The organism is Microbacterium sp. KU4F, from assembly GCF_056868075.1.
The window spans coordinates 333,306-348,811 of the sequence record NZ_CP200324.1 but is presented as its reverse complement, the minus strand read 5'-3'; the positions used below and the strand labels follow the sequence as shown (position 1 = coordinate 348,811).

General features: G+C 69.2%; 12 protein-coding genes and 1 pseudogene. 5 read left to right on the top strand and 8 right to left on the bottom strand.

The window, feature by feature from the left end:
• Positions 1 to 6: 6 nt before the first annotated feature.
• Positions 7 to 1,350 carry an RNA polymerase sigma factor gene (locus AC1VNH_RS01755; RefSeq protein ID WP_483109615.1) on the bottom strand — a complete coding sequence of 448 codons (1,344 nt, stop codon included), beginning with the start codon at positions 1,348 to 1,350 and terminating at the stop codon, positions 7 to 9.
• A gap of 200 nt (positions 1,351 to 1,550) precedes the next feature.
• Complete coding sequence (locus AC1VNH_RS01750) at positions 1,551 to 2,480, bottom strand: proteasome assembly chaperone family protein (protein ID WP_483109614.1); 930 nt, start codon at positions 2,478 to 2,480, stop codon at positions 1,551 to 1,553.
• Between the two features lie 81 nt (positions 2,481 to 2,561).
• On the opposite strand from AC1VNH_RS01750, the gene AC1VNH_RS01745 reads away from it, so the two are divergent.
• Genes AC1VNH_RS01745 through sucB form a run of 3 tightly spaced genes read left to right on the top strand, consistent with a single transcriptional unit; the run spans position 2,562 to position 7,139 of the window.
• Positions 2,562 to 4,031 (top strand): leucyl aminopeptidase, encoded by a 1,470-nt coding sequence (locus AC1VNH_RS01745; protein ID WP_483109613.1) that lies wholly within the window; start codon positions 2,562 to 2,564, stop codon positions 4,029 to 4,031.
• The gene (gene lpdA / locus AC1VNH_RS01740; RefSeq protein ID WP_483109612.1) at positions 4,028 to 5,398 is read left to right on the top strand and encodes a dihydrolipoyl dehydrogenase; all 1,371 of its coding nucleotides are present in this window, start codon (positions 4,028 to 4,030) and stop codon (positions 5,396 to 5,398) included. The genes AC1VNH_RS01745 and lpdA overlap by 4 nt, the downstream gene beginning before the upstream one ends.
• A 55-nt stretch (positions 5,399 to 5,453) precedes the next feature.
• A complete protein-coding gene (gene sucB, locus AC1VNH_RS01735) occupies positions 5,454 to 7,139 on the top strand; it encodes a 2-oxoglutarate dehydrogenase, E2 component, dihydrolipoamide succinyltransferase (RefSeq protein ID WP_483109611.1) in 1,686 nt (561 codons plus the stop codon).
• Positions 7,140 to 7,151: 12 nt separating this feature from the next.
• Here the strand turns inward: sucB and AC1VNH_RS01730 are convergent, their stop codons facing one another.
• Positions 7,152 to 8,417: a hypothetical protein gene (locus AC1VNH_RS01730; protein ID WP_483109610.1), complete on the bottom strand. Its 1,266-nt coding sequence runs from the start codon at positions 8,415 to 8,417 to the stop codon at positions 7,152 to 7,154.
• Positions 8,418 to 8,536: 119 nt separating this feature from the next.
• On the opposite strand from AC1VNH_RS01730, the gene AC1VNH_RS01725 reads away from it, so the two are divergent.
• A complete protein-coding gene (locus AC1VNH_RS01725) occupies positions 8,537 to 9,247 on the top strand; it encodes a DUF4191 domain-containing protein (RefSeq protein WP_483109609.1) in 711 nt (236 codons plus the stop codon).
• Between the two features lie 3 nt (positions 9,248 to 9,250).
• Here AC1VNH_RS01725 and AC1VNH_RS01720 read toward each other — a convergent pair whose 3' ends face one another.
• Positions 9,251 to 9,685, bottom strand: a complete 435-nt coding sequence (locus tag AC1VNH_RS01720) for an RDD family protein (protein ID WP_243227949.1) — start codon at positions 9,683 to 9,685, stop codon at positions 9,251 to 9,253.
• A 135-nt stretch (positions 9,686 to 9,820) separates the two neighbouring features.
• On the opposite strand from AC1VNH_RS01720, the pseudogene glnA reads away from it, so the two are divergent.
• A pseudogene (glnA, locus tag AC1VNH_RS01715) lies at positions 9,821 to 11,244 on the top strand (type I glutamate--ammonia ligase).
• 71 nt (positions 11,245 to 11,315) lie between these two features.
• On the opposite strand, the gene AC1VNH_RS01710 reads toward glnA, so the two are convergent.
• The 4 genes from AC1VNH_RS01710 to AC1VNH_RS01695 all read right to left on the bottom strand — a co-directional run bounded on the left by AC1VNH_RS01710 (position 11,316) and on the right by AC1VNH_RS01695 (position 15,495).
• A complete protein-coding gene (locus AC1VNH_RS01710; protein WP_483109608.1) occupies positions 11,316 to 12,140 on the bottom strand; it encodes a DUF4190 domain-containing protein in 825 nt (274 codons plus the stop codon).
• A 165-nt stretch (positions 12,141 to 12,305) separates the two neighbouring features.
• A complete protein-coding gene (locus AC1VNH_RS01705) occupies positions 12,306 to 13,724 on the bottom strand; it encodes a PepSY-associated TM helix domain-containing protein (protein ID WP_483109607.1) in 1,419 nt (472 codons plus the stop codon).
• Positions 13,725 to 13,735: 11 nt separating this feature from the next.
• Positions 13,736 to 14,962 (bottom strand): Dyp-type peroxidase, encoded by a 1,227-nt coding sequence (locus tag AC1VNH_RS01700; RefSeq protein ID WP_483109606.1) that lies wholly within the window; start codon positions 14,960 to 14,962, stop codon positions 13,736 to 13,738.
• Entirely contained in the window at positions 14,962 to 15,495 is a 534-nt protein-coding gene (locus AC1VNH_RS01695; protein ID WP_483109605.1) for a copper chaperone PCu(A)C, read from the bottom strand. The genes AC1VNH_RS01700 and AC1VNH_RS01695 overlap by 1 nt, the downstream gene beginning before the upstream one ends.
• Positions 15,496 to 15,506 lie beyond the last annotated feature (11 nt).

Here is a 15,506-nt window from a genome sequence, read left to right as displayed (position 1 = left end):
CCCCGATCACTCCAGGTAGTCGCGCAGCGACTGCGAGCGGCTGGGGTGCCGCAGCTTCGCCATGGTCTTCGACTCGATCTGACGGATCCGCTCGCGGGTGACGCCGAAGGTGTCGCCGATCTGGTCGAGGGTCTTGGGCTGCCCGTCGCCCAGGCCGAAGCGCATGCGGATCACGCCCGCCTCGCGCTCGCTCAGCGAGTCGAGCAGCGACTCGAGCTGGCGCTGCAGCATCGTGAAGCCCACGGCGTCGGCGGGCACCACGGCCTCGGTGTCCTCGATGAGGTCACCGAACTCGCTGTCGCCGTCTTCACCCAGCGGCGTGTGCAGCGAGATCGGCTCGCGGCCGTACTTCTGCACCTCGATGACCTTTTCGGGGGTCATGTCGAGCTCGCGGCTGAGCTCTTCGGGTGTGGGCTCACGGCCCAGGTCCTGCAGCATCTGGCGCTGCACGCGGGCGAGCTTGTTGATGACCTCGACCATGTGCACCGGGATACGGATGGTGCGCGCCTGGTCGGCCATCGCGCGAGTGATGGCCTGACGGATCCACCACGTCGCGTACGTCGAGAACTTGAAGCCCTTGGTGTAGTCGAACTTCTCGACTGCACGGATGAGGCCGAGGTTGCCCTCCTGGATGAGATCGAGGAACTGCATGCCGCGCCCCGTGTAGCGCTTGGCGAGCGACACGACCAGACGCAGGTTCGCACCGAGCAGGTGGCTCTTGGCGCGCTGCCCATCACGTGCGACCCACTGCAGGTCGAGTCCGAGCTGCGTGGACTTCTCGGCCGCCGACATCTTCGACAGCTTCTCCTCGGCGAACAGACCCGCCTCGATCCGCATGGCGAGCTCGACCTCTTCGGCCGCGTTCAGCAGCGGAACCTTGCCGATCTGCTTCAGGTAGTCCTTGACCGGGTCGGCGGTGGCGCCGGTGATCTGGGTCGAGTAGACGGGAACGTCGTCCTCGTCGCTCGAGGAGATGACGATCGCACCGGTCGGAAGCGGCTCGCTGAAGGCGGGCTTGGTGTTCTCGCCATCCTCGTCGTCTGCGTCGTCGTCGGAAGCCTTGGCGGTCTTCTTGTCGCCCGCGGCCTCCTGCTCGTCGCCCTCTTCGGCGTCGTCGCTGTCATCGACCTCGACGTCTACATCGACGTCGTCTTCGAACTCTTCCTCGTCTTCCGCAGCTGCCTTCTTCTTGGCAGGCGCCTTCTTCGCCGGAGCCTTCTTGGCCGGAGCCTTCTTCGCGGGCGCCTTCTTGGCCGGCGCCGCGGTCTCGGTCGCCGTGTCGACGACCTCCTCGTCACCCGGCGTCGCGGTCTTCCGCGAGCGGGATTCGGTCTTCGTGCCAGGAGTCACGGTTCACCTTTCACCGACGCGATCACGCCGGTCGTTCTCGAACACGAGTAAGACCCTTGTCAAGTCCGGAGCGGGAAACTCCTTGATCGACAACGGGCCGGTGCTCTATTGTCTCATACCCCCGGCCGCGGCTTTGCACGCGCGGCCTGCTCCTCTTGACAACACCCCCGAATCCCCCGGCATTCCCCCGACGCCTGGCGTCAGCCGAAACTCGGTCCTCGCTGATCGTCGTCGTGGGAGCCGTTGGCGAGGAAGCGCTCCAGCTCCGCCGCGATCTCGTCGGCACTCGGCAGATCCGCCTCGTGCAGGAGCGGTGTCGCCAGCGTCGCGCCTGCCATATAGGCGTCGTAACGCTCCTCCAGCCCCGTGAGCATCGTGGTGAGTTCGTCGCTCGCGCTCACCTGCTCGCCGACCTTCGACAGGAAGTCCTCGTTCTGTTCGCGCAGATCGTCGACGGCGAACACGAGGCCCGTGGCAGCGGTGATGCTGTCGAGCGCGGTGATGGCCGACGCCGGATACTCGGTGTCGCTCAGATAGTGCGGCACGAGCAGGACGAAACCGGCGACGGAGTGGCCGGAGGCGACGAAGCGGTACTCGAGCAGGTGCCCCACCGTCGCGGGCACGGTCGTGTGCGGCTTCCACACCGAATGCGCTTCGGTGAGCGCGGAGCGGTTGCCCGAAACCGTGGTTCCCAAGGGGCGCGTGTGCGGCACGGGCATGCCGATCGCGTGCACCCACGTGACCGATGAGACCGCGAAGGCCGTCGCCGCACCCAGCACGGCGTTGGCGAACGCCTCCCACGCGAAGTCGGGTTCGTAGCCGGCCAGCAGCAGGAAGGGACGCGAGAGCGCGTCGTAGGCGAGTGAAAGTTCGAGGCGCGCCGGACGGTAGTCAGTGAGGTGGTCGGCGTCGAACGTGATCTGGGGCCTGCGCGCACGATAGTCGAGCAGGACGTCGTTCTCGAAGCGCAGGAGCACGGTGGGGCTCGCCTCATCACGCAGATACCCGATCGACTGCGACACGGCGGAGCCCGCATCCGTGAAACCCGTGAGCAGGATCACGAGCGGCAACCCGGTGGGCACTGCGGGCGCGTCGTCGACGCTCACGTACAGCGGCGGGGTCCAGGACATTCCTCCATGGTACGAGGCCTCGAACACGCAACGGCCCGTGTGGGCCGTCTCTACTCGCCTCGGCGTCCTTAGGATGGAGTCATGCCGTTCCCGGATCTGCACTTCACCTCGGACCCCCTCACCGACAGCACCGCGGACGCGCTGCTGCTGGCCCTGCCGCCTCTCGACGACGTGTTCTACGAGGACGGGCTCGGCGCCGCGATGCGCGACACGCTGGAGGCGGTCGGCTTCACCGGCGCCGCCGGGGCCGTGCAGCGCGTGGTCCTGCCGGGAGTGGCCGAGCTTCCCTCGGTTCCCGTCGCCGTCGTCGGCACCGGAGCCTCGCCGGACGCTGGCGCACTGCGCTTCGCCGCGGGCGCAGGCGTCCGCACCCTCGTCGGCTTCGCTTCCCTGTCGCTCGCCGCGCCGTCGGTCGAGGGCGGCGCACGCGAGCTCGCGGAGGGTGCGGGCCTCGGCGGCTACCGTTTCGCGGGTTACAAGAGCTCGGCGGGCAAGACGCGCGCCGAATCGGTGACGGTCCACGCCGAGGGTTCCGAGGCCGACCTCGCCGCCGCGCGAGCGAACGCATCCGCCGCCGCAGTGGTGAAGGACCTTGTCTCCACGCCCGCCGAGTGGCTCGGTCCGGCCGATCTCGCGGACCAGGCCGCCGCGCTCGTGGCCGATCTCCCGATCTCGGTCGAGGTCTACGACGAGGTGCGGCTGCGCGAAGAGGGCTTCGGGGGGATCCTCGGCGTCGGGCAGGGCTCCGACCGCCCTCCCCGCCTCGTTCGCCTCGACTACTCCCCCGCCGATGCGAAGCGTCACATCGCGCTCGTCGGCAAAGGCATCACCTTCGACACCGGCGGCCTCTCACTCAAGCCCGCAGCCTCCATGGTCGGCATGAAGTACGACATGTGCGGCGCCGCGACCGTGCTCGCGGTCGTCCGAGCGGCGGCGCAGCTCGCCACCGATGTCCACGTCACCGCGTGGCTCTGCATCGCCGACAACATGCCGTCCGGCCGCGCGACTCGCCCGGGTGATGTGCTGCGCATGGCCGACGGCACGACCGTCGAGGTGCTCAACACGGATGCGGAGGGCCGCCTCGTCCTGGGCGACGGCCTCGTCGCAGCGAGCCGCGAGAACCCCGACCTGATCGTCGACGTCGCCACCCTCACCGGTGCCATCACCGTCGCGCTCGGCAACCGCCTGACCGGCGTCATGGGTTCCGACGACGCGGTCGCCGAGTACCTCGCGTCGGCCGAGCGGGTCTCAGAACTCTCCTGGCGCCTGCCGCTCCCCGCGCACATGGAGGAGGAGCTCGATTCCCCGATCGCGGACATGGTCAATGCGAAGATCGGTGACCCCGCGGCCGGCTCCCTGTTCGCCGGCCTCTTCCTGCAGCGGTTCGTCGGCAGGACCGACGGCCCAAGTTCGCCCCGCATCCCGTGGGTGCACCTCGACATCGCCGGCGTCGGGATGAACAAGGGCGCGGGTTACGGCTTCACCGACAAGGGCCCCACGGCTGCCACCGTCCGCAGCCTCATCAACCTCGTCACCGGATCCTCGCGGTGACCGCCCGCAGCACTGACGTCGCCATCATCGGCGGCGGCAGCGGCGGCTACGCGGCCGCGCTGCGCGCCGCGGAGCTGGGGAAGAAGGTCGTCGTCATCGAAGCCGACAAGGTCGGCGGCACATGCCTGCATCGGGGATGCGTCCCCACGAAGGCACTCCTGCACGTCGGCGAGACGGCGGATGCGGTCCGTGAAGGGCCGTCCTTGGGCGTGAAGGCGACGCTCGAGGCGATTGATGTCCCCGCGATGCACGCGTTCCGCACGGATCTGGTCGCGAAGAAGTACAAGGGACTGCAGGGCCTGCTCGCCGCACGCGGCGTGGAGATCGTGCCCGGTCGCGGCCGGATCGCCTCCCCCGGCATCGTCGAGGTCGACGGCGACAGCATCACAGCGACCGACATCATCGTCGCCACCGGTGCCCGCACCCGCACTCTCGGAATCGAGCTCGGCGGCCGCATCCTCTCCAGCGAGTCGGCGCTCGAGCTCGACGAGGTGCCATCTCAGGTGATCGTGCTGGGCGGAGGAGTCATCGGCGTGGAGTTCGCCAGCCTGTGGCGCTCACTCGGAGCCGAGGTCACGGTGGTCGAGGCCGCCGACACCCTCGTACCTGCGGAGGACGAGATCCTGCGCCAACAACTCGCCCGCGCCTTCCGCCGCCGCGGCATCCAGACCCGTCTCGGCTCTCCGTTCGCCGCGGTCACGCAGGATGCGGAGCACGTGCGGGTCGAGCTGGCGGACGGAACCGTCCTCACCGGCGACTACCTGCTGGTGGCCGTGGGGCGTGAACCCGCCGCCGACGGGATCGGTCTCGAAGAGGTCGGCGTCGTCCTCGACCGCGGGTTCGTCGTCGTCGACGACCGGCTGCGCACGTCCGTGCCCGGTATCTGGGCCGTCGGAGACATCGTCGCGGGCCCGCAGCTCGCGCACCGCGGGTTTCAGCACGGCATCGCCGTTGCCGAGCGGATCGCGGGTCAGGACCCGGCGATCGTGCCGGACGAACTCGTGCCGCGCGTCGTGTACAGCTCGCCCGAACTCGCGTCGGTCGGCATCACGCGCCAGGTGGCCGAGCAGCGCTACGGTGCCGACGGCATCCGCGTCGTCGACTACAACCTCGCGGGCAATGCACGCAGTGAGATCCTGGGCGGCGGCGGCGTCGCGAGGGTGATCCGACGCGTCGACGGCCCTGTGGTGGGCGTCCATCTTGCGGGTCCGCGGGTGGGCGAGCTGATCACCGAGGCACAGCTGGTGATCGGCTGGGATGCGCACCCCGAGGATGTCGTCCCGTTCATCCACGCGCACCCCACGCAGAGCGAGGCGCTGTCCGAGGCGTTCCTGGCTCTGGCAGGCAAGCCCCTGCACACGCTATGAGGCTTCGGCTTCACTAAGCTAGACATCGATATCGCAGTTCGAAGGAGCAAATCCCATGAGCACTTCCGTTGTCCTCCCCGCTCTCGGCGAGAGCGTCACCGAGGGAACGGTCACCCGCTGGCTCAAGAATGTGGGTGACACGGTGGAGGCGGACGAGGGTCTGCTCGAGATCTCCACCGACAAGGTCGACACCGAGATCCCCTCGCCGGTCAGCGGCGTGATCGAAGAGATCTTCTTCCAGGAAGACGACACCGTCGAGGTGGGCGCCGTCCTCGCGAAGATCGGCGACGGCTCGGGAGCAGCGGCTCCCGCAGCAGAGCCCGAGGCGGCTGCGGCTCCCGAGCCCGCCGCCGAGGCTGCTCCGGCCGCCGAGCCCGAGCCGGCCGCAGAGGCAGCTCCCGCAGCGGCCCCCGCCGCATCCGGCGGCCGTGACGTCGTCCTGCCGGAGCTCGGCGAGAGCGTCACCGAGGGTACCGTCACCCGCTGGCTCAAGGCCGTGGGCGACGAGGTCGCCGTCGACGAACCGCTGCTCGAGATCTCCACCGACAAGGTCGACACCGAGATCCCCGCGCCGTTCGCTGGCACCCTGCAGGCCATCCTGGTCCAGGAGGACGAGACAGTCGCCGTCGGCAGCCCGCTCGCACGCATCGGCGACGGGGCCGCACCGGCCGCTGAGGCCGCTCCCGAGGCTCCGTCCACCGAGAAGCCCGTCGAAGTCGAGCAGGCCGAGACTTCCGCGGCTCCCGCCGCCGCCCCGGCACCCGCTCCCGCTGCCGCCCCGGCTCCCGCAGCACCGGCACCCGTCGCCGAGACCTCCGGCGATGAGGGGTCGGGCTACGTGACGCCGCTCGTGCGCCGCCTCGCCGCTCAGCAGGGTGTCGACCTCGCCACCGTCACCGGTTCGGGAGTCGGCGGCCGCATCCGCAAGGAGGACGTGCTGAAGGCCGCCGAGGCCGCTGCCACCCCCGCCGCGGCATCCGCACCCGCGGCCCCGGCCGCGTCCAAGGCTCCCGTCGAGGTGTCCGAGCTCCGCGGCACGACCCAGCCGATGTCGCGTCTGCGCAAGGTGCTCGCCAAGCGCGCCGTCGAGTCGATGCAGGCCACCGCCCAGCTCACGACCGTGGTCGAGGTCGACGTGACGAAGGTCGCGCTGTTCCGTGACGGCGTCAAGAACGAGTTCCAGCAGAAGACGGGCGACAAGCTCTCCTTCCTGCCGTTCTTCGTGCTGGCCGCCGCCGAGGCGCTGAAGACCTACCCCGTCATCAACGCGACCGTCGATGGCGAGCAGATCGTCTACCCGTCGAGCGAGAACATCTCGATCGCGGTCGACACCGAGCGCGGCCTGCTGACGCCCGTCGTGCGCGAGGCGGGCGAGAAGAACCTCGCCCAGATCGCTCACGACATCGCCGACCTCGCGGCCCGCACGCGTGACAACAAGCTGAAGCCCGACGAGCTCGCAGGCGGCACGTTCACGGTCACGAACACCGGCTCGCGCGGCGCACTGTTCGACACCCCGGTCGTGTTCCTGCCGCAGTCCGCGATCCTCGGCACCGGCACCGTCGTCAAGCGCCCCGGTGTCGTGACGGTCGACGGCAAGGATGCATTCTCGGTCCGTTCCTACGTCTATCTGGCGCTCTCGTACGACCACCGGATCATCGACGGCGCGGACGCGGCACGCTTCCTCTCAGCGATGAAGACGCGCCTCGAGACGGCCGACTTCGCCGGAGACCTCGGGATCTGACCCATCCCGCACCTATGGGTGCTGCGCGACATCATGGATGCCGCGCAGCACCCATTCTTCGTTCTGACGCACGATCGCCACGATCTGCGGCACCGCTGAACCCCTCGGGTCGTCGGCGCGCAGCAGGGTGAGATCGCCGAGATCGTCGATGACCGTCAGCGACACGTCCGCAACCATGGCCGCACCCGCTGGGTCGGCGTCGATCCGCGCTTCCTGCAGTCTCTGCCGGCAGGAATCCTCTCCGCACGCATTCCATTCGGCGAGCAACGCGCGCGCCGCGGCGACGGGGTCATCCGGCCCCGTTGCAGCAGGAGGATCGACGGGTGGCGCCGTGGCGGCGGCAACCTCTGGGGCGAGAGAAGCTCCGGATGACGCCGGGAGGGGCGCTGTGTCACTGGAATCCGGCCACAGGAGCCCTACCGCGAGAACGAGAGCCACGACACCGAGCCCGACCAGCAGCACGGGACGACGAGAACGCGGCTTCTGCGTCCGCGTCGGGCGCCGCCACCGCTGACGCAGGGCGTCGACACGCTCTGCGACCAGGTCGCTGAGCGAACCGTCCATCGCGACGGTCAGTCGGCGCCACGTCGGTGTCGGTGGGTTCGCCTCCGCGCGCGCCTGCGCGCGGCTGATCGACGTCGCGACGGATGATTCCTCGATGCGCACCGCCTGCGGCCGCGCCGCAGCGAACAAATCGTCCTCCAGGGCGGAGAGCCCTCCGCGCAGACGCCTCGTGTCGCGAACGGCGACGGATGCGGCATCGATCGCGCGTCGGGCGACATCATGGTCACCGCAATCCAGCATCGCCAGCAGATCCGCGGCGCCGACCGCGGCGACGGCACCCTCGTGACCGTGGACGAACAGCGGCGCACCGGCGGCGTCCAGCCACCAGCTGCCGACGCAGGTGCCTCGCGGATGCGCGGTGTTCTCGGCAGCGACGCCGCGGAGCAGGCTCACGGCGATGGTGACGGCCTCACCGGGCGCCACCGTTGCGCGCCGACGAAGCAGCGACTCCAGTGTGCAGCGGACCGTCGGGAGCAGGACGAGCGGCCCCTCGGCCGTGGCGACGACGTCCAGCGGTGCCAGGACGTGTTCGCCCGAGGCCGCCCAGATGCCCGTTCCCTCGACGGCGGCGACCGGCACCGCGAGTGCCGGCTCACCCTCGTGGACCACGATGTCTCCGCCGAACGGGGCGGCATCGGCTCCAACGGAACGCAGGACCACGGGTTCCAGGAGCGAACGCAATGGTGGCGGCGCGGGCAGGAGGAACGAGGACATGTTCCGATCGTGGTCGCCAGAGGGGCAGGCACCGCGGCGTTTCGCAGCGCGGAGGACGCTCGGTGCGCTGCCCTCGGGGTGGGGAGAAGAGATCGGACGGCACCGGTAGGCTGGAGGGTATGGCAGCCCGCGATTCCGCCCCCGAGAAGCGCCCCGGATTCTTCTCGCAGTTGAAGACCCTGTACCGCTACACCAAGGACGCGTACTCCTGGCTGCCGTACGCCCTGATCGGCATCGTGCTGCTCGGCATCGCGCTCGGCGCGGGCGTGGGCTTCCTCATCCCGCCGCTCACCGTCTGGAGCGTCATCCTCTGGGGCATCACGGGCCTGTTCGCCGGCATCCTGGGCTCGCTCATCGTGACCACGCGCCTGTCGACGACCGCGATGTACAAGCAGATCGACGGCATGCCGGGTGCCGCCGGACGTGTGATGTCGGTGTCGCTCGGACGCCGCTGGCAAGCAAGCGAAATGCCCGTCGGCATCAACCCCCGCACTCAGGAGGCCGTCTACCGCGCCGTCGGCCGCGGCGGCATCGTCCTCGTGGGCGAGGGAGCGCGCGGTCGTCTGACGCGTCTCATCGCCGACGAGCGCTCGAAGGCGCAGCGCGTCGCCTCGGGCGTGCCGGTGACCGTGTTCTACGTCGGCCACGGCGAGGACGAGGTTCCGATCGCGAAGCTCGCGAGCACGATCAAGGCTCTGCCCAAGAAGATCGACCGCACCACGATGGCCGCCGTCATCAAGCGCATCGACTCGGTGTCGCAGTCGCTGACGTCGCTGCCGATCCCGAAGGGCGTCGACCCCAACCGCGTGCGCGCCCAGCGCCCGCGTTGATCCTCAGCCGCGGATGAGGACGCTGCCCGCGGCCTGATCGTGCAGTCCTCGCTGGTCGGCATCCCAGACCACCGCGGGGATGACGAGCAGCAGCAGCACCGTGCGGACGATGGGCCGCCAGAGACCGACCCATCCGCCGCGGACAAGCACCAGTCGCATCCCGAGGATGCGGTGCCCCGGGCTTCCGCCGATCAGCGGGATGAACAGGATCTGCACCAGCGCGAACACCAGCATCGGCGCGAAGGTCGACAGCCCCGCCTCCCCCGGCAGCGCCCACGGGTCGTACCGGAGGAAGGCGACGGCCAGGATCGTGGCGCACGTCCAGTCGATCAGCAGGGCGAGCAGGCGCCTGCCCACGCGCGCGACCGATGTCGATCCGGTGCGGGGCAGCCCGAGGCGCTCACCGGGATAGCTGGACTCGACGGGGGTCTCGGGCATGCATCAACCCTAATCGGGGACCCGTAACATCCCGGAAACATATGGGACACTGGCGAGCAACGCCCGATCGATAGCGTCGGGTCAGCCCGCCGTGGCGGGCGGAACTTCCCGAAATGCCCTACCTCTGGAGTCTCCATGTTCAGTGATTCATCCGAGGTGCTGAAGTTCATCAAGGACGAGGACGTCAAGTTCCTCGACATCCGCTTCACGGATCTCCCTGGTGTGCAGCAGCACTTCAACATCCCCGCATCCACCGTGGACGAGGAGTTCTTCACCGTCGGTCAGCTGTTCGACGGCTCGTCGATCCGCGGGTTCGCGAACATCCACGAATCGGACATGCAGCTCATCCCCGACGTGTCGACCGCGTACCTCGACCCGTTCCGCGAGGCGAAGACGCTCGTCATGGTCTTCGACATCTACAACCCGCGCAACGGCGAGATCTACTCGAAGGACCCCCGCCAGGTCGCCAAGAAGGCGGAGAAGTACCTCGCCTCCACCGGCATCGCCGACACCGCGTTCTTCGCCCCCGAGGCCGAGTTCTACATCTTCGACGACGTCCGCTACGAGGTGAAGCAGAACTCGAGCTTCTACTCGGTCGACTCCGAAGAGGGCGCCTGGAACACGGGCCGCACCGAAGAGGGCGGCAACCTGGCCAACAAGACCCCCTACAAGGGCGGCTACTTCCCCGTCTCCCCCGTCGACAAGACGGCGGACCTGCGCGATGACATCAGCCTGCGCCTCATCGAGGCCGGCCTCATCCTCGAGCGCGCGCACCACGAGGTGGGCACGGGCGGACAGCAGGAGATCAACTACCGCTTCGACACCATGGTGCACGCGGCAGACGACATCCTGAAGTTCAAGTACATCGTCAAGAACACCGCCGAGCAGTGGGGCAAGGTCGCGACCTTCATGCCCAAGCCGCTCTTCGGTGACAACGGCTCCGGCATGCACACGCACCAGTCGCTGTGGAACGACGGCAAGCCGCTGTTCTACGACGAGAAGGGCTACGGCGGGCTGTCCGACATCGCCCGCTGGTACATCGGCGGCATCCTGGCGCACGCGCCCGCCGTCCTGGCGTTCACGAACCCCACGCTGAACAGCTACCACCGTCTGGTGAAGGGCTTCGAGGCTCCGGTCAACCTGGTGTACTCGGCCGGTAACCGTTCGGCCGCCATCCGCATCCCGATCACGGGCACCAACCCCAAGGCCAAGCGCATCGAGTTCCGTGCCCCCGACGCCTCGGGCAACCCGTACCTCGCCTTCGCCGCGCAGCTCATGGCCGGCCTCGACGGCATCAAGAACCGCATCGAGCCGCACGAGCCGGTCGACAAGGACCTCTACGAGCTTCCCCCGAGGAGGCCAAGGGCATCCCGCAGGTGCCGAACTCGCTGCTCGACTCGCTCGAGGCGCTGCGCGCCGACCACGAGTTCCTGCTGCAGGGTGGCGTCTTCACGGAGGAGCTCATCGAGACCTGGATCGAGTACAAGATCGAGAACGAGATCCAGCCGATCGCTCAGCGCCCGCACCCCTTCGAGTACGAGCTCTACTTCGGCGTCTGACGCCGAGAGCCTCGCGCTCCCCACGAAGAACCGCCCCGGCACTCGCCGGGGCGGTTCTTCGTGTCTACGACTCAGCCGAAGGAGCCGCTACTCATGGCCGCGACGAGTGCGACCAAGAGGAAGACGCCGACCGCGATGGCGAGCAGCAGCACGATATGACCGAGGATCATGCCGATGATCGCGAGCGTGCGCCCCACGCCGCCGGTACGCTTCGCCTTCGCGAGCCCTGCGTAGCCGAGTGCGACGGAGCAGATGCTCAGCGGGAACGTCATGATCACGATGAAGAATCCGAGGAAGGGGATCAGCAGGCTGAGCAGGGATGCGGCCGAGATCGCGCCGAGGATCAGCGACCACAGCGCAGGGTTGTTGGTGGGTGGGCCCGCGACGACCGGGGCTGCGCCCTCCGTCGAAGACGCGACGGCCGGTTGCTGTCCGGGGGCCGGAGGCTGGTAACCAGGATGCGGCGCGTACACGGGCTGCTGCTGCGGGTACCCGGGCGCCTGCGTCGCCTGGCCGTATCTCTGGACCGGCGGATAGCCCTGCTGGGGCGGTACGGCGTATCCCTGCGCCGGAGCGTGGCCCGGAGCCGGCGGCTGGTTGTATCCCTGTGGGGCCGTCGGGTACCCCGGTGCCTGCGGCTGCGCGTACCCGGGGTAGCTCTGCTGCGGCGGAACGCCGTAAGGCTGCGGTGGGACACCGTAAGGCTGCGGTGGGACACCGTAAGGCGGATAAGTCGGCTGGGGTGCCGCTGCGGCGGGCGGCTGCGGAGCATCGCCCGACTGCGGCGCCATCGGCTGCTCGCTCGCGACGGGCCCCGGCTGGGCCACGGCGTCGGGCGCTGGAACGTACGACTCGGACGGCTGCTGCGGATCGGACATCGTTCCCCCGGTTTTCATCGTGTCACTGTGCATCGGGCCGAGTCGCGCGAGCGCACTCAACGGTTGCCGTCCAGCATACGGATGAGGATGCGGCGATGACCGGCCCTTGCGGGCAGATGGGGATGAACTCTCTCTGGTGGCCGTGGGCTCGCTCCACGACCACCAGAGACGCTGACCGTCGCCTCAGCGAGCTTGCCGTCGCGCCCACAGGCCGAGCAGCACGTCGATCACGACGAACGCGATCAGCGGATACCCGACCAGCGGGAGCCACCAACCGATCACACCCGCAGCCGCGACGACGGAGAGCAGGCCCCACCAGGGCGCCGCGCGCATCGCTCGGCGCGCCGGTGCCGTCCCGACGAGCCGACCGCCGCGGGTCGGTCGGCGCTTCCACCACATCGCGTAGCCGAGAACGACGAGTGTGCCGATGCCGATGGCGATGAACAGCAGCGCGAGCTGATTCACCCAGCCGAACAGCACGCCCATATGCAGGTCGATACCCCAGCGTGCGAGCTTTGCCAGCAGAGGGAAGTCGGCGAAGTCCACGCGCGACACGACCTGCATCGTGGCGCCGTCGATCGCCACCGCATCCGCCTCCGTCGGGAACGAGCGTTTGATCTCCGTGACCGTCCACGCCTGCCCGGGCGCTGACGGCGGCTTGATCTCCACTTCGCCCGCGTTCACGTTGATCCGGCGTGCGATCGCAAGCACGGCGTCGAACGTTGCGGGATTCGCCTCCCCCGTCGGCATCGGCGCTGCCCCACCGTGGTGCGCGGCGTGCTCGTCCGGCGCCTCCTCGGCACCCGAGAGATCCGTCTGCAGCACCGGCGTGGCGCCGCCGACCGCCGCGCGCAGAGCGGAGACGTTCGCCCCGGCATAGGTGGACCATGTGATCCCGGTCGCCGAGAGCATGAGCGCGCCGAGGAGCACCCAGATCCCGACGGAGGCGTGCCAACTGAACAGGCGCCGGTATCCGCGGCGCCTCACGGCGGGCCGGACGAACTCCCGCTTCGCGCGCGCCTTCCGGATGCGCATCACCCACAGCGCACCACCCGCGAGCACGATGATCGCGAGCCAGGATGCGGACAGCTCGCTGTACAGGTGACCGGGCTCGCCCAGATGCAGGTTGCGGTGGAGGTTGGAGATCCACGTGCGCAGCGGCAGCGCGCCGCTTGTCCCGTAGGCGGTCAGATCCCCGCGGATCTCCCCCGTGCCCGGGTCGACGAACACCGCGCGCGACTCGCTGGCTGCGAGCCCGTCCTCAGCGAACATGACCCGGGTCGTATCTCCCGGTTCCGGGGCCGGGCGCACGGCGCTCAGCACCGCAGCGTCGCCGACGTACGCCTCCGCCGCCCTGATCTGCTCGGCGAGCGGCAGCCTGGTGGCGGTCTCGGGTGCATGCAGCTCGTGCACGTAGACGACCTGTTCGAGCTGCGGCGTCAATGCGTACAGAGACCCGCTCATTACGGCCACCAGAATGAAAGGACCGACGAGCAGCCCCGCGAAGAAGTGGAGACGCAGAAGCAGCGCACCGAACCAGCCGCCACGGGGGCGGGCCGGGCGAGGGCGATCCTGTCGCGGACGGGTGAGGGTCTCGGGCATCACTTCCTCCCTCACGCCAGCAGGGTTTCGCCGATGAACCCGCCGGGCGCGCAGCCCGGCGGTGCCGCGAAGACCGCGGACCCGATGGGCGTCGTCCACTCGTTCAACAGGTCGAGCTCGTCCAAGCGTCGCTGCAGCGGCACGAACTGGCCCGCCACATCCGCCTGGAACGACACGAACACCAGGCCCGCCCGGGAGATCTCGCCACCTGCGGGAGTGTCGTCGTAGTTGTAGCCGCGACGGAAGATGCGCTGCCGACGATCATCGCTGCGTGCACGACGCATGTGCGAGAACTCCGGAATGACGGGGAAGCCGATCGGCGTCTTCGCGTCGAAGTCCGGCTCGTCGTGCTCCTGCGTGCCCGTCAGCGGCGCGCCGTTCGACTGGAAACGCCCGACGGACTGGTCGCGTCCGGGGCGGTCGAGCCGATCCCACTTGTCGAGATCCATCGCGACGCGGCGCACGACCACCCCGGTGCCGCCGGTGAGCCATCCGCTCGGATGCCACACCACCTCGTCGAAGTCTGCCGTGCCCGGCTCGGGATTGGCCGTGCCGTCCACCTGTCCGAACAGGTTGCGCATCGTCGTGCCGGGCTTGACCGTTCCGTGCGCCCGACGGAATCCGTTCTGCGTCCACCGCACGCTCGCGAAGCTGCGTGCGTCCTTCAGCAGCATCCTCGAGGCGTGCGCGAGGGTCACCGGATCGTCCGATGCGACCTGGATCAGCAGGTCGCCATCGCAGTACTCCGGCTGCAGGCGGTCGATTCCGAAGGCCGGCAGGGGCGCCAGCCACGCCGGAGCGGCCCCGCCCGCGACGGCGACGAAGCGCGGTCCGAACGCGAACGTGACGGTGAGACGGGCCGGTGCCAGCGCGAGTTCGGGCTCGGAGTCTGCGAGGGCAGGCTCCCCCTGCGTCATCCGCGCCGCGTCGTCGCTCAGCGTGCGCATGAGCCGTCGGAGACCGTCGCGGTCGACCTCGGGCTTCAGATCCAGGGCGAGGAAGACGGCGTGCGACTGCGCATCCGTGTCGATGCCCGCCTGGTGCACGCCGAAGAACGGCACGGTGGCGTCGCCGTTCAACGGCGCGACCGCGGAGGGCGCGGACGGCGCCGCCGGAAGCGCCGCGTCGATGGCGATCGCCGCCGCAGCGCCGATGCCGGCGACAGCTCCCCCGAGGAGGAACTGTCGCCGGGTGGCGCGAGATCGGATGGAGGCGTCGCCGGATTCGCGCCGCGCCATCAGTGGCCCATCCCGCCCATGTCCATGTCGCCGCCCTCGTAGTTCTCGTTCGCACCGGCGTAGTCCTTGACCGGAGCGGTGATCTGCGAGGACGTGCCGTCCGCATACGTGAGGGTGAGGGTGACGTCGTCCCCGGCCACGAGGGGCGCGGTCAGATCCATGAGCATGATGTGGTTGCCGCCGGGGGCGAGAGAGAGGCTCCCGTGCGCGGGGATCACGAATCCGCCCTCGATCTGGCGCATGACCATCTGTCCGGACTCGTTCTCGACGGTCTCGTGGAGCTCGACCGAGGTGGATGCCGGGGTGGAGGCCGCCGTGACGGTGACGTCGACATCGCTGCCGTTGTTGATCTCGCCGAAAGCGGCAGACATACCGGAGTCGGCCGACTTGACCCAGGCGTCGGTGACGGAGATCGACTCAGCTGCGCTGACGGAGCTGGCCGCGGGCTGGGGCTGCGCGGCGCAGCCGGAGAGGGCGAACACCGTGAGCGCGAGAGCTGCGACGAGACGGATGGGGGTGGTGGGATTGTTCACAGGGGTGTGCC

Coding starts and splice junctions, on each gene's coding strand:
- AC1VNH_RS01725 (WP_483109609.1), top strand. CDS start 8,537: ATGGCAGCCCGCGATTCCGCCCCCGAGAAGCGCCCCGGATTCTTCTCG.
- AC1VNH_RS01700 (WP_483109606.1), bottom strand. CDS start 14,962: ATGGCGCGGCGCGAATCCGGCGACGCCTCCATCCGATCTCGCGCCACC.
- AC1VNH_RS01720 (WP_243227949.1), bottom strand. CDS start 9,685: ATGCCCGAGACCCCCGTCGAGTCCAGCTATCCCGGTGAGCGCCTCGGG.
- AC1VNH_RS01750 (WP_483109614.1), bottom strand. CDS start 2,480: ATGTCCTGGACCCCGCCGCTGTACGTGAGCGTCGACGACGCGCCCGCA.
- AC1VNH_RS01710 (WP_483109608.1), bottom strand. CDS start 12,140: ATGAAAACCGGGGGAACGATGTCCGATCCGCAGCAGCCGTCCGAGTCG.
- AC1VNH_RS01745 (WP_483109613.1), top strand. CDS start 2,562: ATGCCGTTCCCGGATCTGCACTTCACCTCGGACCCCCTCACCGACAGC.
- AC1VNH_RS01705 (WP_483109607.1), bottom strand. CDS start 13,724: ATGCCCGAGACCCTCACCCGTCCGCGACAGGATCGCCCTCGCCCGGCC.
- AC1VNH_RS01730 (WP_483109610.1), bottom strand. CDS start 8,417: ATGTCCTCGTTCCTCCTGCCCGCGCCGCCACCATTGCGTTCGCTCCTG.
- sucB (WP_483109611.1), top strand. CDS start 5,454: ATGAGCACTTCCGTTGTCCTCCCCGCTCTCGGCGAGAGCGTCACCGAG.